The sequence below is a fragment of the Gordonia alkaliphila genome, assembly GCF_023017165.1.
Lineage (GTDB): Bacteria > Actinomycetota > Actinomycetes > Mycobacteriales > Mycobacteriaceae > Gordonia > Gordonia alkaliphila.
On sequence record NZ_JALKBW010000001.1, the window covers coordinates 446,662 to 463,961 of the forward strand.

The 17,300-nt window shown below is 69.4% G+C and carries 19 protein-coding genes and 1 pseudogene; 8 read left to right on the forward strand and 12 right to left on the reverse strand.

Features of this window, described 5'->3' with window-relative positions; translation table 11 throughout:
* Positions 1-36 precede the first annotated feature (36 nt).
* Positions 37-1,556: pseudogene (locus MUG78_RS02110) on the reverse strand (sensor histidine kinase).
* 15 nt (positions 1,557-1,571) lie between these two features.
* The gene (locus MUG78_RS02115) at positions 1,572-1,790 is read right to left on the reverse strand and encodes a biotin/lipoyl-binding carrier protein (RefSeq protein ID WP_246991743.1); all 219 of its coding nucleotides are present in this window, start codon (positions 1,788-1,790) and stop codon (positions 1,572-1,574) included.
* Positions 1,791-1,901: 111 nt separating this feature from the next.
* Here MUG78_RS02115 and MUG78_RS18405 point away from each other — a divergent pair, with 111 nt between their 5' ends.
* Positions 1,902-1,976, forward strand: coding sequence for a 50S ribosomal protein bL37 (locus tag MUG78_RS18405; RefSeq protein ID WP_369758845.1), 75 nt, complete (start codon positions 1,902-1,904; stop codon positions 1,974-1,976).
* An 81-nt stretch (positions 1,977-2,057) separates the two neighbouring features.
* On the opposite strand, the gene rsrA is transcribed toward MUG78_RS18405, so the two are convergent.
* Together rsrA and MUG78_RS02125 are read right to left on the reverse strand one after the other, a co-directional pair.
* On the reverse strand, positions 2,058-2,333 hold the full coding sequence (rsrA, locus tag MUG78_RS02120) for a mycothiol system anti-sigma-R factor (RefSeq protein ID WP_246991745.1): 276 nt from the start codon (positions 2,331-2,333) through the stop codon (positions 2,058-2,060).
* Positions 2,330-3,046 carry a sigma-70 family RNA polymerase sigma factor gene (locus MUG78_RS02125; RefSeq protein WP_372493088.1) on the reverse strand — a complete coding sequence of 239 codons (717 nt, stop codon included), beginning with the start codon at positions 3,044-3,046 and terminating at the stop codon, positions 2,330-2,332. The genes rsrA and MUG78_RS02125 overlap by 4 nt, the downstream gene beginning before the upstream one ends.
* A 203-nt stretch (positions 3,047-3,249) precedes the next feature.
* Here MUG78_RS02125 and MUG78_RS02130 point away from each other — a divergent pair, with 203 nt between their 5' ends.
* Positions 3,250-3,990 carry an SOS response-associated peptidase gene (locus MUG78_RS02130; RefSeq protein WP_246991747.1) on the forward strand — a complete coding sequence of 247 codons (741 nt, stop codon included), beginning with the start codon at positions 3,250-3,252 and terminating at the stop codon, positions 3,988-3,990.
* The gene (locus tag MUG78_RS02135; protein ID WP_246991749.1) at positions 3,987-4,508 is read left to right on the forward strand and encodes a DUF5313 family protein; all 522 of its coding nucleotides are present in this window, start codon (positions 3,987-3,989) and stop codon (positions 4,506-4,508) included. The genes MUG78_RS02130 and MUG78_RS02135 overlap by 4 nt, the downstream gene beginning before the upstream one ends.
* Here the strand turns inward: MUG78_RS02135 and MUG78_RS02140 are convergent.
* The 3 genes from MUG78_RS02140 to MUG78_RS02150 all read right to left on the reverse strand — a co-directional run bounded on the left by MUG78_RS02140 (position 4,493) and on the right by MUG78_RS02150 (position 7,693).
* On the reverse strand, positions 4,493-5,983 hold the full coding sequence (locus MUG78_RS02140; protein ID WP_246991751.1) for a flavin-containing monooxygenase: 1,491 nt from the start codon (positions 5,981-5,983) through the stop codon (positions 4,493-4,495). The two genes, MUG78_RS02135 and MUG78_RS02140, sit on opposite strands and share 16 nt — an antisense overlap.
* Before the next feature lie 74 nt (positions 5,984-6,057).
* Positions 6,058-7,413, reverse strand: coding sequence for an FAD-binding oxidoreductase (locus tag MUG78_RS02145; RefSeq protein WP_246991753.1), 1,356 nt, complete (start codon positions 7,411-7,413; stop codon positions 6,058-6,060).
* A gap of 10 nt (positions 7,414-7,423) precedes the next feature.
* Entirely contained in the window at positions 7,424-7,693 is a 270-nt protein-coding gene (locus MUG78_RS02150; RefSeq protein ID WP_246991754.1) for a GlsB/YeaQ/YmgE family stress response membrane protein, read from the reverse strand.
* 186 nt (positions 7,694-7,879) lie between these two features.
* Here MUG78_RS02150 and MUG78_RS02155 point away from each other — a divergent pair, with 186 nt between their 5' ends.
* Positions 7,880-8,086: a hypothetical protein gene (locus MUG78_RS02155; protein ID WP_246997160.1), complete on the forward strand. Its 207-nt coding sequence runs from the start codon at positions 7,880-7,882 to the stop codon at positions 8,084-8,086.
* Between the two features lie 95 nt (positions 8,087-8,181).
* Here MUG78_RS02155 and MUG78_RS02165 read toward each other — a convergent pair whose 3' ends face one another.
* A complete protein-coding gene (locus tag MUG78_RS02165; protein ID WP_246997162.1) occupies positions 8,182-8,358 on the reverse strand; it encodes a hypothetical protein in 177 nt (58 codons plus the stop codon).
* Between the two features lie 125 nt (positions 8,359-8,483).
* Here MUG78_RS02165 and MUG78_RS02170 point away from each other — a divergent pair, with 125 nt between their 5' ends.
* The gene (locus MUG78_RS02170) at positions 8,484-9,314 is read left to right on the forward strand and encodes an aldo/keto reductase (RefSeq protein WP_246991756.1); all 831 of its coding nucleotides are present in this window, start codon (positions 8,484-8,486) and stop codon (positions 9,312-9,314) included.
* 78 nt (positions 9,315-9,392) lie between these two features.
* The gene (locus MUG78_RS02175; protein WP_246991758.1) at positions 9,393-10,547 is read left to right on the forward strand and encodes an aminotransferase class I/II-fold pyridoxal phosphate-dependent enzyme; all 1,155 of its coding nucleotides are present in this window, start codon (positions 9,393-9,395) and stop codon (positions 10,545-10,547) included.
* Between the two features lie 19 nt (positions 10,548-10,566).
* On the opposite strand, the gene MUG78_RS02180 is transcribed toward MUG78_RS02175, so the two are convergent.
* A complete protein-coding gene (locus MUG78_RS02180; RefSeq protein ID WP_246991760.1) occupies positions 10,567-11,037 on the reverse strand; it encodes an NUDIX hydrolase in 471 nt (156 codons plus the stop codon).
* Positions 11,038-11,073: 36 nt separating this feature from the next.
* Here MUG78_RS02180 and aroA point away from each other — a divergent pair, with 36 nt between their 5' ends.
* On the forward strand, positions 11,074-12,369 hold the full coding sequence (gene aroA / locus MUG78_RS02185) for a 3-phosphoshikimate 1-carboxyvinyltransferase (RefSeq protein WP_246991762.1): 1,296 nt from the start codon (positions 11,074-11,076) through the stop codon (positions 12,367-12,369).
* On the forward strand, positions 12,366-13,436 hold the full coding sequence (gene rsgA, locus MUG78_RS02190) for a ribosome small subunit-dependent GTPase A (RefSeq protein ID WP_246991764.1): 1,071 nt from the start codon (positions 12,366-12,368) through the stop codon (positions 13,434-13,436). Before aroA ends, rsgA begins: the two co-directional genes overlap by 4 nt.
* Before the next feature lie 24 nt (positions 13,437-13,460).
* Here the strand turns inward: rsgA and MUG78_RS02195 are convergent, their stop codons facing one another.
* From MUG78_RS02195 to MUG78_RS02205, 3 genes are all read right to left on the reverse strand, one after another.
* The gene (locus MUG78_RS02195; protein WP_246991766.1) at positions 13,461-14,699 is read right to left on the reverse strand and encodes a fatty acid desaturase family protein; all 1,239 of its coding nucleotides are present in this window, start codon (positions 14,697-14,699) and stop codon (positions 13,461-13,463) included.
* Positions 14,700-14,745: 46 nt separating this feature from the next.
* On the reverse strand, positions 14,746-16,038 hold the full coding sequence (locus tag MUG78_RS02200; RefSeq protein ID WP_246991768.1) for a fatty acid desaturase family protein: 1,293 nt from the start codon (positions 16,036-16,038) through the stop codon (positions 14,746-14,748).
* A 74-nt stretch (positions 16,039-16,112) separates the two neighbouring features.
* Positions 16,113-17,231 carry a ferredoxin reductase gene (locus MUG78_RS02205; RefSeq protein ID WP_246991770.1) on the reverse strand — a complete coding sequence of 373 codons (1,119 nt, stop codon included), beginning with the start codon at positions 17,229-17,231 and terminating at the stop codon, positions 16,113-16,115.
* Positions 17,232-17,300 lie beyond the last annotated feature (69 nt).

The window sequence follows — 17,300 nt, forward strand, 5'->3', positions numbered from 1 at the left end:
GCCGGGCTTCGTGCTTCTCTGCGGCACCCGGCCCGGTCAGTGCAGCGGAATCCGAATACTGACCACGGTGCCGCGGCCGTCCGGACCGGGCCGCATGTCGATCTGGCCGCCTAGGTCACCGCTCACCAGGGTGCGCACGATCTGCAGGCCGAGACGGTCGGAGGCGGCGAGGTCGAAGTCGGCGGGCAGGCCGACGCCGTTGTCGATGACCCGCACCGTGAGCCCCCGCAGATCGCGTTCCCCGTCGACGATGAGCTCCGCCGTGTCGGTCACTCCGACGAAGGCGTGCTCGATGGAGTTCTGCAGTACCTCGGTGAGCACCTGCACCAGCGGCATGGCCAGATCGGCCGGCAGCACCCCGAGCCGACTGACCCGGCGCACCCGCACCCCGCCGGCGCCGCCCGGCGCCCACACGTCCACCAGGGACGGCAGCAGCCGGTCGACCACCACGTCGAGATCCACCACTTCGTCGACGCTGCCGGACAGCATCTCGTGCACCAGGGCGATCGACGACACCCGCTGCACGGCCTCGTTGAGGGCCACCACGGTCTCGCTGTTATCCGAGCGCCGCGCCTGCAGTCGCAGCAGCGCCGACACCGACTGCAGATTGTTCTTGACCCGATGGTGGATCTCGCGGATCGTGGCGTCCTTGCTGAGCAGCGCCAGATCACGCCGCTTCACCTCGGTCACGTCGCGGATCAGCAGCACCGCGCCGTCGGCCGCCTCCCCCGCGCGCAGCGGCACCGCGCGGATCAGCACGCTGGACCTGCGCGCATCGAGTTCCATGCGCAGCGGCAGATCCGGATCCGGCAGGCGGCCGCTCCCGTCGACGCCCACGGCGGCGTCGAGCATGGCCCCGACGTCGACCGCATCGAACGGATCGGTCAGCAGTTCGGCGAAGACGTCGGCCAGACGCGCCGACCCCAGATCGGCCGTCCACCCCATCCGAATGCCGCCGAGAGCGCGTTCGGGCTGGCGTAGACCACGCGGCCGTCGGCGCCGAGGCGGATGAAGCCGTCGCCGGCGCGCGGCGTGGACAGTCCGAGCGAATTCGCTTCGTCGAGCGGGAATACGCCGTCGACCACCATCCGGCACAGCGCCTCGGCGGCGGCCCGGTAGGCCGACTCCAGCGGCGACGACGGCAAGGCGTCGCCCGCGTCACCGGCCCGCCCGAGCGCGGCGATCACCTCGCCGTCGAAGGTCACCGGCACCGCGATCCGATGGACCAGCAGGTCGCCGAACCGCACCGGCGCCGCGTCGCGCTCGATCCGGCCGCTCGCATAGGCCGCCTCGACGAGCGGGTTGTCGCCCTGCGGACTCGCCGGATTCTGCACCCGGTGCCCCACTTCGTCGTGCTGGAACAGCGTCGACGCGGTGTTCGGGCGCACCTGCGCCACATAGACCAGCTGACCGTCGGCGCCGCGGACGGCGAGGACGTAGTCGGCGAAGGAGAGGTCGGCGAGCAGCTGCCATTCGGCGACGAGACGCTGCAGGTGCAGGGCCGCGGCTTCGGAGAGAGCGGTGTGCTCGGCGAGGAGATCGTGCAGCGTGGCCATCGGCGACGGCCCCGCTCAGTGCCGGTAGGTGGCCAGCACGTCGCCGGCCCGGATCTGATCGCCCGGCGTCACGGTGACCGTGTCCAGGACGCCCTCGTACTCGGCGATCACCGGGATCTCCATCTTCATCGAGTCGAGCAGCAACAGGGTGTCGCCGACGGCGACCTCCTGGCCCGGGCGGGCGGTCACTTCCAGAACCGTAGCGACGATCTCTGCGACCACGTCTTCGATCATGCGGTCAATCCTAGTGGCCCCCGCGGGAATCCGTGGCATGCGATTACCGCTGATCTGCGCCGTCGTGACAGAATCAGTGGCGAACTTCCCGAGAACGACAGGAGGCCCGTCATGGGTAAGCGCGGACGCAAGAAGCGTGCACGGAAGAAGAACGCCGCCAACCACGGCAAGCGCCCCAACGCCTGAGCATTCTCGCTCAGCCAGGAACGCCGACGGCCCGGCCCCGATTCACTCGGGGCCGGGCCGTTGTTCTAGGTACCGGCGGGGTCAGTCGACGTCGCGGATCTGGGTGGTCTGCACGATCACGGTGCGCCGGATCTCCACGCGCAGCCGCTCGCGGAGTCCCTCGGGTGCCGCCTCCCCGCACTTACGCCGCAGCAATGCTTTGAGCTGGTCCTGCACCTCGTAGTGCTCCAGGCACGACGAGCAGCCGGTGATGTGGCCGCGCAACCGATCGCGGGCGCCGGTGTCGCACTCGTTGTCCAGCAGCAGGTAGATGTCGGCGAGTACCGCCGAGCAGTCCAGTTCCTCGTATCCGCTCATCGGCCGGCCTCACTCTTGGTGCGGCCGATACCTCGCTCGTGGGCGACGTCGGCGAGCAGTTCACGCAATTGCTTGCGCCCGCGGTGCAGGCGCGACATCACGGTGCCGATGGGGGTGTCCATGATCTCGGCGATCTCCTTGTACGGCAGCCCTTCGACGTCGGCGTAGTACACCGCCATCCGGAAGTCTTCCGGCAGCTGGCCGAGCGCGTCCTTGATCTCGTTGTCGGGCAGCGCGTCCAGGGCTTCGATCTCGGCGGACCGCAACCCGGTGGAGGTGTGCTCGGCGCTGGCGGCGAGCTGCCAGTCGGTGATCTCGTCCGTCGGATACTGCGCCGGCTGGCGCTGCTTCTTCCGATACGAGTTGATGTACGTATTGGTCAGGATGCGGTACATCCAGGCCTTCAGGTTGGTACCGGCCTTGAACGACGCGAAGGCGGTGAACGCCTTGACGTAGGTCTCCTGCACCAGGTCCTCGGCGTCGGCCGGATTGCGGGTCATGCGGAGCGCGGCACCGTAGAGCTGGTCGAGGAGAGGCAGGGCATCTCGCTCGAATCGAGCGGTGAGTTCATCCGGGGTCTCCTCCGGCGTCGGCTCGTCGTGCGGATCGGATGGCGACACAGCTATCCCTTCGCTGGAAATATGCTCCACCAAGTCTAGCGAGCCGCGCAGACTCCGCTGCGCTGTAGGCCTGTCGACGGTTGCCGCAGTCACGACGTCCCCTTCACTTCTGGGTCGGTTCCTCTGGATATGCCAACACCCCGACCCCCGGTCTTGTTCCAAAGGCCCCCTCGCGAGCAGCTTCGCCGGCATATCCGGGCGCACCGTGGTCACTATGACCACGGTGGACCGCTCTGTGACAGCGACCGCTCCCAGCGGGCGCGGCGACCGGCCGACGACGTGGGACAATGGGGGTCATGTGTGGACGCTATGCGGTGACGACGGACCCGGCACGCCTGGCCGCCGAGATCGACGCGCGCAACGAGGTCCCCGAGGACGTCGCCAGCACCGCCAACTACAACGTGGCGCCGACGACCACCGTGCTGACTGTCGTCGACCGGCACGACGGCAACGACGCCGACCAGCCGATCGAGCGGCGGGTGCGCGCCATGCGGTGGGGCCTGGTGCCGCCGTGGACCAAGGAGTTCGGCAAGGGGCCGCTACTGTTCAACGCCCGCGCCGAGACCGTCCAGACCAAGCCCGCCTTCCGCGCCGCCGCCAAGAACAAGCGCTGCCTGTTCCCGATGGACGGCTGGTACGAGTGGCGCAGAGGACCGGTCGGTGCCAACGGCAAGCCGCAGAAGATCCCGTTCTACATATCCCCCGCCGACGGCTCCCGGCTGTTCATGGGCGGACTGTGGGGCGCGTGGCGGTCGCCGGAGGCCCGGGAGGCCGGCGACGACGACGCCTGGATCTCCAGCGCCACCATCCTCACCACCGACGCCGTCGGGCACCTGACGCAGGTGCACGACCGGATGCCGCTGATCATGCCGCTGGAGTACTGGCAGGCCTGGCTCGATCCGGACCATCCGGTGGATCCGGATCTGCTGGCGCCGCCCGCCGCGTCGCTGGTCGAGGCCATCACGATCCGCGAGGTGTCCCCGCTGGTCAACCGGGTCGCCAACAACGGCCCCGAACTCTTGGAGCCCGTCTCATGAGCGCCACCCGGCCCGGACCGCTGCAACGTATCGGCTACCTGCTGGGCCGACGGCTGCCCCCGGAGATGTCCGACTGGGTGCGCAAGGACATCACCGGCCGCGGGCACGTCGTGCGCTACCTGCTGCGCGGCTTCATCCCGTTCCTGCCGATCGCGATCGGGCTGTGCTTCGTGCCCGGCAGCTGGATGGTCCGCGCGGGCATGATCCTGCTCCTGGCGATTCCGCTGCTGTACTTCCAGCTGGCGCTGATGAACATCTACCGCCGACATCTGTTGCGCAACAACGGGCTCGACCCGAAGCTGGCGGACAAGGTCACGATCGTCCGGCTCTCCGAGGCCGAGGCGCTGTATCGGAGCCAGCACCGGCCCCAAGAGGTGTCCATGGCCCCGTACGACGTCCCGCAGCCTGCGACACCGCCGACTCCGCAGAACCGGGCGGTGATCGACTCGGTGATCGTCGAACCGAAGGACCCCGAGCAGTCCTCGGGCCCGGACGCCCCGGGTCAGGCGAAGGTGTAGTCCTCGAGCGGAAAGCTCTCCATCTCGCGGAGCGTGGCGAGGGTGGAGCTGGGGCGCAGCAGCGTCGCTTCGCCGTGCTGGTTGAAGTAGTAGCTGCGCGACCCGGCGCAGTCGCCTGCGTAGAACACCGACGAGTCCAGCGCCGCGGTGGAGCGGTCCAGGAAGCGGGTGTTGGCCTCCTCGGTCACCTCGAAGGTGTCGACGCCGCGGCGACGGAGCTCGCCGAAGAGCCGCGCGATGTGCTTCATCTGCCCTTCGATGGTGGTGAAGTAGCTCAGACCGCTGTACGAGTACGGGCTGTTCAGGCTGAGGAAGTTGGGCATCTTGGGCACCGTGATGCCTTCGTAGGCCTGGAAGCGGCCGTCCCTCCACCACTGCCCCAGATTCCGGTCGTCGCGGCCGATGATCTCGAAGGCCGGGAAGTTGGTGTCCCAGAGGTTGAAGCCGGTGGCCAGCACCAGGGTGTCGATCTCCACCTTGGTGCCGTCGGCGCACACGATGCCGTCGGGTTCCACGCGTTCGATCGACGACGTCTGCAGGCTCACGTTCGGCTGGTTGAAGACACGGAAGTAGGCGTTGGAGAAGGTCGGGCGTTTGCAGCCGAAGTCGTAGGTCGGCGTCAACTTGCGGCGGGTGTCGGCGTTACGCACCTGGGCGCGCAGGTGTGCCTTGGCCAGCAGCGACGCCAGCCGGTTGCCGGGCTTGGCCTGCTTGTAATGCAGCACGCCGACCACCATCAGGGCTTCGAGCATGGTCGTGTTGACGAGCCGCGCGGCCTTCTGGGTGAGCGGCGCCTTCTCGAACAGGGTCTGCACCGGGGCCGGGATCGCGAAGTCGAGCTTGGGCACCACCCAGATCGGCGTGCGCTGAAACACGGTGAGCGCCTTGGCCTTTCGGGCGATCTCCGGGATCAGCTGCACCGCGGTGGCACCGGTGCCGATCACGGCGGCGCGCTGTCCAGTGAAGTCGTAGCCGTCCTCCCACGCGGTGGTGTGCAGGATTTTTCCTGCGAAGGTCGGCATGCCCGGGAAGTCCGGGGTGTGCGGCTGGGACAGGAAGCCGGTGGCCGTCACCAGGTAGCGCGTGGTGCGACTGCGGCCGTCGGCGGTGTACACGGTCCAGAACTGACCGTCGTCGTCCCATTCGGCACGCTCCACGGCGGTGCCGAACTCCATCACGCGACGCAGGTCGTACTTGTCGGCGATGTGCTCGGCGTACTGCTTGAGCTCGGCGCCGGGCGCGAACAGCCGCGACCAGTGCGGGTTGGGCTCGAAGGAGTAGGAGTAGGTCACCGAGGCGATGTCGACGGCCAGCCCCGGATAGTGGTTGACGTGCCAGGTGCCGCCGAGGTCGTCCTCGCGCTCCAGAATCGCCAGGTTCTCCACGCCCTGCCGACGCAGTTCGATGCCCGCGCCCATGCCGCCGAAGCCGGCGCCGACGATGACCGCGTCGTGGTCGAGTTGCTGAGTGCTCATGAAAACCCCGCCTAACACTTACTGTGACAGGCACTCACAGTAACTCAGGGCACGGCGCGCGTCACCTGTGAAGCTCACAGGCCGAGCACGCCGGGATTCAGCAGCCCGGCCGGATCCAGGGCCCGCTTGATCGCCCGCATGGCCGCCACGTCCACGGCGTCGCGCCCGAGCCCCAGCCACGGCGCTTTCGCGCGCCCCACCCCGTGTTCGGCACTGATGCTGCCGCCGACGGCCGCGACCTCACGCAGCACCGCGTCGGTCACGTCTTCGGCGTGCGCCGGGTCCACATCGAGCAGGTTCACGTGCACGTTGCCGTCGGCGAGATGCCCGAACATAATCGGTCGCACGCCCGCTGCGGCGGCGAGTCGCTCGACGGTCGCCACGAACGCCCCCAGCGCACCGGCGGGCAGCGTGAGGTCGAGTTTGACCACCGGGGTCGTCGAGTCGCGCGCGATGGACTCGGTGTGCCGCTCGCGCAGCGCCCACAGGTCGGCGGCGGGACTGTCGTCGATCGCCGCGTCGTCGACGGAGGCCTCCGCCAACACGGCTGCCAGATCGCCGGCGTCGGCACCGGCCACCTCGATCAACACCGCGAACGGCGTGCCCGCCGGCAGTGCTCGACGCTGCCCGTGGCGGTGTACCAGGTCCAGTCCCGCCTCGGTCATCAGTTCCGCCGCGTGCAGCGTCAGACCGGCCCGTTCCACGGCGTCGATCACCGCTAGACCGCGCGCTGGGTCCTGCACGGCGACCACGGCCACCGCGCCGCGCCGCGTCTGCGGCACCAGTCGCAGCAGCGCCCCGGTGATCACCGCCAGGGTGCCTTCGCTGCCCGCGAGCAGCCCCGGCAGGTCGTAGCCGACGTTGTCCTTGCGCAGCGGGCGCCAGCGACGCAGCACTTCGCCGGAGGTCAGCACCGCTTCGATGCCCAGGAGTTGGGCGCGCATGCCGCCGTATCGGACGAAGTGGATGCCGCCGGCGTTGGTCGCGATCGCACCGCCGACCGTCGCCGAATCGCGCGAGGCCAGATCCACCCCGAAGTCCAGGCCCGCGGCGACGGCGGCCCGCTGGACGTCGCCGATCGTCACGCCCGCACCGACACCGACGGCCCGAGCGGCGACGTCGACGTCGTCGACTCCGGTCAGCCGGGTCATCGACAGCACGATCGTCGGCCTGCCGTCGGCGGGCGGCACCCCACCGCCGACCAGGCCGGTATTGCCGCCCTGCGGACAGATCGCCACGCCCGCCGCGGCGCACCGGCGCACCACCTCGGCGGTCTGCGCGGTGTCGGCCGGACGCACCACTGCCTGCGCGACGCCGCGCCACCGACCCGTCCAGTCGGTGCAGTAGGCCGAGGTGACCGCCGGATCGGTCAGGACGTGCGCCGGTCCCACCACCTCGGCGAGGTCGGCGAGCAATCGGGCGGTCGTCATCGGTCCGTGTTCACCGGTTCTGCCGGGCGTTGACGACGTTCATCAGCCACAGCAGCAGGCACGCGCCGCCGAAACACGTCAGGAAACTGAACACCCACGTGCCGTCGTCGACGTTCACGCCGATCAAGCTGAGCAGGAACCCGCCCAGCAATCCGCCGATCACTCCGACGACGATGTTCAGCAGCAGGCCCATCGAGTCGCCGCGTTTCATCACCTTGGCGGCGATCCAGCCGGCGAAACCGCCGATCAGCACCCATCCCAGAACACTCAACGGCAGCATGTCTCTCCTCACTCGAAACTCTCGTCCCCACGCTATCCGCTTCCCACCCTCCCCACACGAACCCGCCCGTTCCCGCGAGAAGTTCCCGTTCCCGCGGGTACTCCCGAGGCCGCGGGAGCGCAAGCCTCTCGCGGGAGCGCGGTCGGCTCTCGGGAGCTGCGGGCGGGCGGATGGCTAGGCTCGGGCATGGCACATCGGAGCGTGGCGACACAGTCCGGCGAGCCGACCGAGGTGGTGCGCCTCATCGACATGGAGGTGGCCGAGCCGGGCCCCGACGACGTGGTGGTGGTGGTGCGCGCGGCGGGTTCGGCGGCGGCACTGCTGCTGGCCGGGGTCACCGCGGGCTCGGCGCGATTCCGGTGGCCTACGACGGCGACCTGGCGGCCGCGATGAGTGCCGCCGCTCCCGCGCCGGTGACCGCGGTGGCCGACACCGTCGGCTCCGACGACGCGATCGACATGTCGCTGGCCCTGACCGGCCGCGGCCGGTCAGCTCTTGGCGAAAGCCTTGAACACCGTGAAGGCGCCCACGATCACCAGTGCCACCACCGCCAGCCACATGACGGCCTTGACCAGCGACCAGCCGATGGAGATCAGGATCAGCACGCCGATGACGATCGCGAGGACCTTCCAGAAGGACGTGCCGGTGGATGTCGAAGTAGTCATGCCTCCACCGTGCCCGTCGCCGCGGCCGGTGTCACGTCGGCAGGCGTGATTCGGGTGGAAGATCGGGGTTCACCCCGAGCGGCCGCCCGGGAATAGCCTGCCTGGCGCCCGGGGTTGCACTCCCCATGAGCGTTCCGAAACTCGTCCTGAACAACGGCGTCGTCATCGACCAGCTCGGCCTGGGGGTGTTCCAGATCCCGCCCGCCGAGACCAAGGCGGCGGTGCTCGCCGCCCTCGAGGTGGGTTACCGCCACTTCGACACGGCGCAGATGTACGGCAACGAGCGCGGCGTCGGCGAGGCCATCGCCGAGTCCGGCATCCCACGCGACGAGATCTTCGTGACCAGCAAGCTCAACAACAACTCCCACGAGCCCGACGTCGCCAAGGCCGCGACCGCCCGTTCGGTGGAGGCGCTCGGCGGTCCGATGGACCTGTACCTGATCCACTGGCCGATGCCTGCCGTCGGCGACTTCGTCGACACCTGGCGTCTGATGGAGTGCTTCGCCGCCGAGGGCCTGACCCGCACGATCGGCGTCTCCAACTTCCAGATCCCGCACCTGCAGCGCGTGCTCGACGAGACCGCGACCGTGCCCGCCGTGAACCAGATCGAGGTGCACCCGTACTTCCAGCAGGACGCCCTGCGCGCCTTCGGCCGCGAGCACGGCATCGTGACGCAGGCCTGGTCGCCGATCGCCCAGGGCAAGGTGCTCGGCGACGCGGTGCTCGCCGCGATCGCCGCCGAAACCGGCCGCACCGTGGCCCAGGTGGTGCTGCGCTGGCACCTGGAGCGCGGCGACGTGATCTTCCCGAAGTCCACCCGTCCCGAGCGGATGGCGGAGAACTTCGACATCTTCGACTTCGCCCTCACCGACGATCAGACCGCGCGGATCACCGCCCTCGACGCAGGCCTGCGCGGCGGCCCGAACCCGGACGAGTTCAACTGGATCCCCGACTGACAGATTTCCGACTGGCAGATCCCCGACTGGCGCGGCCCGCGCGCCGGTCCGCGGAGCGCGAACCTAAGATCTGAGGTCATGCAGTTCTCCCAGCGCGCCCAGGCCATCACTCCCTTCTACGCGATGGAGTTCGGCCGCCGGGCCGCTGAGTTGGAGGCCACCGGCGTCCACGTGGTGAAGCTGAACATCGGCGAACCCGACTTCGGTGCACCCCCGGCCTTCCTGGCCGAGATGGCGCGCATCAGCGACGGCCGCCCCATGCCGTACACCGGCGCGCTGGGCATTACCGAACTGCGCACCGCGATCGCCGAGTTCAGCCGCGACCGGTTCGCCGCACCCATCGACCCGGCGCGCGTGGTGATCACCACCGGCGCCTCGGCCGCCCTGCTGTTGGCGTGCGCGGCCCTCATCGACCCGGGCGACGAGGTGCTGGTCGCCGATCCGTCGTACCCGTGTAACCGCCGGTTCGCGGAGAGCTTCGGCGCGCAGGTCCGGCTGCTGCCCGCCGGGCCGTCGAGCCGTTTCCAACTCGACGCGCCCGCGATCGACGCCGCGTGGACCGACCGCACCCGCGGCGTGATCACCGCCTCGCCGGCCAATCCGACGGGCACGTCCCTGCCGTACGAGGACCTGCGCGCGCTGAGCGCGGCGGTCGCCGACCGCGGCGGCTGGCGGATCATCGACGAGATCTACCTGGGCCTCAAGGACGGCGAGCGCCGCAGCATCGCGCACGACGATCCGGGCGCGATCGTCGTCAACAGCTTCTCCAAGTACTTCGGGATGACCGGCTGGCGGCTCGGCTGGATGGTGGTCCCGGAGCCGATGATCCCGGTGGCCGAGAAGATGGCGCAGAATTTCTACATCTGCCCGCCGACGCCCGCGCAGGTCGCCGCCCTCACCTGCTTCACGCCGGCGAGCATCGCGGTGGCCGAAGAACGCCGCGCCCTGCTGCAACACCGCAGGCAGCTGGTGCTCGACGGGCTCGCGCAGATCCCGTCGCTGTCGGTGCCGGTGGCCCCGGACGGCGCGTTCTACGTCTACCTCGACGTCGCGGCGACCGGCATGAGCGCCTCGGAGTTCTGCGACCGGGCACTGAGCGAGGCGCACGTCGCCCTCACCCCGGGCAAAGACTTCGGCGACCTCGACGCCGAGCGCTACGTCCGCCTCTCCTACGCGGTGTCCGACGAGGAACTGACGATCGCCCTCGAACGCCTCGGCGAGTTCCTGGCCTGACGCCCAGCGGACCGGACGATCACCCGGCGCCTTCGCGCAGAACCCGCAGTCGGTCGACGAACGGCGCCTGCGCCACGTTCAGCTTCCGTACGGCCGCGACGACGTCGAACCATTCGGCCCGATCGACCTCCGGGAAGATCGCGGTGCGACCCGACCGCGGCGGCCAGGCCAGCTCGAAGGTGTTGCTGCGCAAGGCTTTCGGATCGAAGTCGCCCTCCAGCGCGAAACCGGTCACGCGTTTGCCGCTGCGCAGGCGGACCTGGCCGAGGTCGAGTGCGTCGCCGTCGGGCGCCGGACTGCCGGTCTCCTCGGCGAACTCGCGGCGCGCCGCCGCGAGCGGATCCTCACCGGCTTCCACCAGGCCCTTGGGGATCGTCCACGCCCCGTCGTCCTTGTTCTTCCAGTACGGTCCGCCCGGATGGACGAGGAGGACCCGGAGGTCGTCCCCGCGTCCGCGATAGAGCAGAATTCCCGCACTGTGCTCGGCCATGGGAACAAATTAGCGAAGCATGACAAACTGGGGGCCATGACTGATTGGGCTGCGCCGACCGCATCGGAACCCGTCCACGCCACCGTCGAGTTGCCCGGCTCCAAGTCCATCACCAACCGGGCGCTGATTCTGGCGGCGTTGGCCGAGGGTCCGTCCCGTATCCGCGGGACGCTGCGCAGCCGCGACACCGACCTGATGCTCGAGGGCCTTGCTGCGCTCGGAGTCGGCATCGCCTGTGCCTCAGACGATCCCACCGACGTGACAGTGACCCCGGCGCCCCTGCACGCCGCCGAGGTGGACTGCGGTCTGGCCGGCACCGTGATGCGTTTCCTGCCCGCCGTGGCCGCCCTGGCCGATGGCCCGGTGCATTTCGACGGCGACGAACAGGCCCGTTCCCGCCCGCTGGACACCGTGCTGGATGCGCTGCGCGCGCTCGGCGTGCAGATCGACGGCGACGGCCTCCCGTTCACCGTGCACGGCACCGGCGCGGTGGCCGGCGGCCCGGTCACCATCGACGCGTCGGCGTCGTCCCAGTTCGTCTCGGGCCTGCTGCTGTCGGCGGCCCGCTTCGCCGAGACCACGGTGATCACCCACGACGGCCCGCCGGTGCCGTCCATGCCGCACATCACGATGACCATCGACATGCTCGCCGCCGCGGGCGTGCCGGTGACGGTCGAGACCGGCGACGTGACGCGCTGGACGGTGGCCCCCACCGCGATCCGCGCCGTCGACTGGGAGATCGAACCGGATCTGTCCAACGCCGCCGCCTTCCTCGCGGCCGCCGCGGTCACCGGCGGCACGGTCAGCGTCCCCCGCTGGCCGGCGAACACCACGCAGCCGGGTGCCGAGATCGTCTCGATCCTGATGGACATGGGCTGCGAGGCACAGCGGTCCGCCGACGGCGTGCTGACCGTGACCGGCCCGCATCGACTCAAGGCGATCGACATCGACCTGCACGACGTCGGCGAACTCACGCCGACCGTCGCCGCCCTGGCGGCGGTAGCCGACGGCACGTCGACCCTGTGGGGCATCGAGCACCTGCGCGGCCACGAGACCGACCGCCTCGCCGCACTGACCGCGGAGATCACCCGGATCGGCGGCGAGTGCCGGGAAACCGAAGACGGACTGGTGATCACCGGTCGCGCCCCGGACGCCCTCACTCCGGCCGTCTGGCGCAGCTACGCCGACCACCGCATGGCCACCGCGGGCGCCGCCCTCGGCCTGGTGGTGCCCGGCCTGGCGGTGGAGAACGTGGAGACCACCGCGAAGACCATGCCGGACTTCCCGCAGCAGTGGGCGGCCCTGGTCTCCGGCGAGGCTGCCGCGCAGTGAGCCGGACCGCGCGGTCGTACGACGAATCCGACGTCCGGATCCGTCCGGGGAAGGGCACGCGTCCGCGCACCAAGAAACGCCCCGCGCACGAGGACGCCGAGACCGCGATGGTGGTGTCCGTGGACCGGGGGCGCTGGGGCTGTGTGATCGACGGCGATCCGGATCGTCGCGTCACCGCCATGCGGGCCCGCGAACTCGGCCGCACCCCCGTCGTCGTGGGCGATCGCGTCGGAGTGGTCGGCGATCTCAGCGGGAAGCCGGACACCCTCGCCCGCATCGTGCGGGTGGACGAGCGCAGCACCGTGCTGCGCCGCACGGCCGACGACACCGATCCGTACGAGCGCATCGTCGTCGCCAACGCCGACCAACTGCTGATCGTGACGGCCCTGGCCGATCCGCCGCCGCGCACCGGTTTCGTCGAGCGCGCCCTGGCCGCGGCCTACGCCGGCGGCCTGTCCCCGATCCTGTGTCTCACCAAATCCGACCTCGCCGATCCGTCCGGTTTCGCCGCGCACTTCGCCGACCTCGACCTCCCGGTCCTGGTGGCCGGCCGCGACGACCGGATCGACGAGGTCCGCACCGCGCTCGACGGGCACCTCACGGCGCTGATCGGGCATTCCGGCGTCGGCAAGTCGACGCTGGTGAACCGGCTCATCCCGGACGCCGACCGCGCCGTGGGCCGGGTCTCCGGCGTCGGCAAGGGCCGACACACCTCCACCCAGTCGGTGGCCTTGGCGCTCCCCGAGCACTCGGGTGCCGAGTCCGGCACCTCCGCCGCGGAGACCACCTCGTGGGTCGTCGACACCCCGGGCATCCGGTCGTTCGGGTTGGCGCATGTGACCCCGGAGGAGATCGTCGACGCCTTCGGTGACCTGCGCGAAGCGATCGACGACTGCCCGCGCGGCTGCACCCATCTGGGTCCGCCCGCCGACCCCGAGTGCGCCCTGGATCAGCTCACCGGCAGTTCGCACCGACGGGCGATGGCCGTCCGCGAACTGCTCACCGCGGTCCGGGATACGGGCCCCGACGACGAGACACCGGTGTCGGCGGAGGCCGACGCCCCCTGACCCCGGCGTGGACCGGCTCGGCCTTTACAGGCGGCGGGTGCGGAGCGCGCGGGAGAGGCCGCGGTCCTTCATCCGGGCGAGTGCGGTGCGCAGGCCCGGGGCCCGCTCGCCAAGCGCATCGAAGCGTCGTTCCGAGGTGGTCTCCGGAGCGTCGTCGACGGTGTCCGACAGGAAGCTGTCGGGCAGGGCGAGCTTGTTGATGGTCCGCAGCGTCCGCAAGTACTGCATGGTGAACGAGTCGGTGTTGTACGGCAGGTCGTACTTCTCGCACAGTTCGCGCACCGCCACCGACACCTCGGCGAGCCGGTTGCTCGGCAGGTCCGGGTACAGGTGGTGCTCGATCTGGTAGCAGAGGTTGCCGCTCATGAACGCCAGCGCCGGGCCGGCGTCGAAGTTGGCCGTGCCGAGCATCTGGCGCAGGTACCACTGGCCCTGCGTCTCGTCCTCGAGTGTGTCGGCGGTGAACTTTTCCGCACCGTCCGGGAAGTGACCGCAGAAGATCACCGCGTACGCCCACACGTTGCGCACCAGGTTGGCGGTGAGGTTCGCACCGAGCGCGGTGGCCGCCCCCTTCGGCGAACGCTGCGCAAGACCGGACGCCGCCGGGAAGAGCACGTAGTCCTTGCCGAGCTGGCGGGCTGCCTTGGCCAGGAACAGCTTGAGCTCGGGAATGCCCTCGTCCCGCGGTCGCGTGCCCTTGATGATGCCTTCGAGATCGAGGTCGTGCAGGGCGATGCCCCACTCGAAGGTGGCCGCCAGGATCAGATTCTGCAGCGGCTGGAGCAGGTTCTTGGGTCGCCACTGCTGGTCCCGCGTCACGCGCAACACCTTGTAGCCCACGTCGTGATCCATGTCGAGCACGTTGGTGTACTTGTGGTGGATGTAGTTGTGCGAGTGCTTCCAGTGCGGGGACGCGCACACCATGTCCCACTCCCACGAGGTGGAGTGGATCTCGGGGTCGTTCATCCAGTCCCACTGCCCGTGCATCACGTTGTGCCCGAGTTCCATGTTCTCGATGATCTTGGCCACCGACAGCGCGGCGGTACCGGCCAGCCACAGCGACTTGCGGTTGCTGCCGAGCAGCGCCAACCGGCCGGCCACCTCGAGGACACGCTGCCCGATGATGGTGCGACGCAGATACTTCACGTCGCGCTCGCCGAGTTCGGATTCGATACGACGACGCAGCGCATCGAGCTCGACGCCGAATGCCTCGACGTCGGCATCGGTCAGATGCGCGTATTCATTGATGTCTGAGATGGCCATTACAATCCATTATGCCTGTGTGTCAGATTGCGCGCCCGCGCACCGCCTAAGCAGCCGATGCGGGAGGCAGTTCGACGGGCACCTGCGCGACGCCGCGGCGCCGTTCCCGCAGGCGCACCATGGCCGACTTCAGGCCGCGCCGACGCCCGGTACGGGGATCGATCTGCGACGTCAGCCGCTGCTCCGGATCGCTCTTGAAGCGCAGCTCCGAGGCGGTCTCCGGGGCGTCGTCACTGGTGGCCTTGAGGTACTTGTTCGGCAACGACAGCTTGGCGATGGTCCGCCACGACTTCGCATACTGCACCGGGAACGAGCCGGTGGTGTACGGCAGGTCGTATTCGGCGCACAGCGCTTGCACCCGCACGGAGATCTCCGGCAGCCGGTTGCTCGGCAGGTCCGGGAAGATGTGGTGCTCGATCTGATACGACAGATTTCCACTCATGAATCCGAGGACGGGCCCTGAGCGGAAGTTGGCGCTGCCCAGCATCTGGCGCAGGTACCACTGGCCCTGGTTCTCCACGTCCATGTCGCGCTTGGTGAACTTCTCGGCGCCGTCCGGGAAGTGCCCGCAGAAGATCACCGCATTGGTCCACACGTTGCGGATCGCGTTGGCCAGCAGGTTGGCGGTCAGCGCCGCGCGGAAGCCGCTCTTGCTGCGGGTGGCCGCACCGACGAGCGCCGGGTACACGACGTAATCCTTGGCCGCTTGCTTGCCGATCTTGCGGCCGACCACGCCCAGGTTCTGCTTGAGCTCCCGCTTCTCTTCCGCGGTGGTGCGCTTCTTGGCCAGCTCAAGGTGCTGCGCCGCGACGCCGTACTCGAAGCCGAGTGCCAGCAGCGTGTTCCACAGGATGTTGCCGAGGTAGAACGGTCGCCAGCGCTGGTCGCGGGTCACCCGGAGCAGGCCGTAGCCCACGTCGTCGTCCATGCCCAGAACGTTGGTGTACTTGTGGTGCACGAAGTTGTGCTGGTGCTTCCAGTGCGCGCTGGGGCCGGCGTTGTCCCACTCCCACGAGGTCGAGTGCACCTCGGGATCGTTCATCCAGTCCCACTGCCCGTGCATCACGTTGTGCCCGAGCTCCATGTTCTCGATGATCTTCGCGACGCCGAGCGCGCCCGCGCCGGCCCACCACAGGCCCCGCTTGCGAGAGCCGAAAATCAGCGCCCGGCCGCCGAGTTCCAGACCGCGCTGCAGGCGCACCGTGTTGCGCAGGTAGCGGGCATCGCGGGCACCGCGATCGGCTTCGATGTCGGCGCGGATCTGGTCGAGCTCCGCGGCGATGGCCGCCACGTCGGCCTCACTCAGATGCGCGTACTCGGGAATGTCTTTGATCGCCATCGGTTCTCCTCACTTACGTTTCCGTAACTTACGACAGCGTAGGTTACGGAAACGTAGGTTGTCTACCCTCGGCGCTAAACGTCCAGCGTGCAGTCGCCGGCGGCGGCGCTGACGCAGGTCTGAATCCGCTCGCCCTCGACGTGTTCGACGCCGGTCCGCAGATCCCGCACCGCCCCCCGCTCGAGCATCACGACGCAGGTCTGGCAGATGCCCATGCGGCAGCCGTACGGCATCTGCATGCCGGCCTGCTCGCCCGCCTCCAGCAGCGTGGTCGCCCCGTCGACCTCGATCTGCTTGTCGCGGGTACCGAAGGTCACCGTGCCGCCCTGGGCGTCGTGCGCGCCGCGCTCGAGCGCGAACCGCTCGATATGCAGCGCGTCGGCCACGCCGGCCCCCTCGTAGGCGTCGGTCAGCATGTCCAGGAAACCGCCCGGCCCGCACGCCCACGTCTGCCGCTGCGCCCAGTCCGGGCACAGCTTGGTCAGCGCCTGACTGTCGAGCCGGCCGTCGGTGCGCGTGTACCAGGACTTCAGAGTGATCAGCCCCTCCTCCGCCATCGCCGCGAGCTCGTCGCCGAACAGGACGTCGGCCTCGGCGGGCGCCGAATGCACCAGCACCACGTCGCCGCGATGCCCGCGACGACGCATGGTGCGCAGCATGGACACGATCGGCGTCACACCGCTGCCCGCGGTGACCAGCAGCAGTTTCTCCGGCAGCGGCTCGGGCAGGACGAACTCGCCGGCGGGCGCGGCCAACCGCACCACGGTGCCGGGCGCCAGGCCGTTCACCAGATGGGAGGACAGGAAGCCCTCGGGCAGCGCCTTGACGGTGATCGCGATGGTCTTGTCGCCGCGGGACGTGTCCGGATCACTGGTGAGCGAGTACGAGCGCCAGGTCCACCGGCCGTCGACCGGGATACCGATGCCGACGTACTGGCCGGCGTGGTAGTCGAACGAGAAGCCCCACCCCGGACGGATCACGATGGTCGCCGAGTCGGTGGTCTCGGCGGTCACCGACACGATCTTGCCGCGCAGTTCGCGCGCCGACCAGAGCGGATTGGCCAGGTGGAGATAGTCGTCGGGCAGCAGCGGGGTGGTGACCCGTGCGAACGTGGCCCGCAGCCACTGCGATCGCCTGCTGTTGGACGACGCCGCCAACGCCGGCGCCTCGAACCGTTCCCGCCATGAACCCATTGCGACTCCCTTTCCAGACCAGCCTACCTACGGAACCGTAACTTACGGAACCGTAATGTCCCAGCGCAA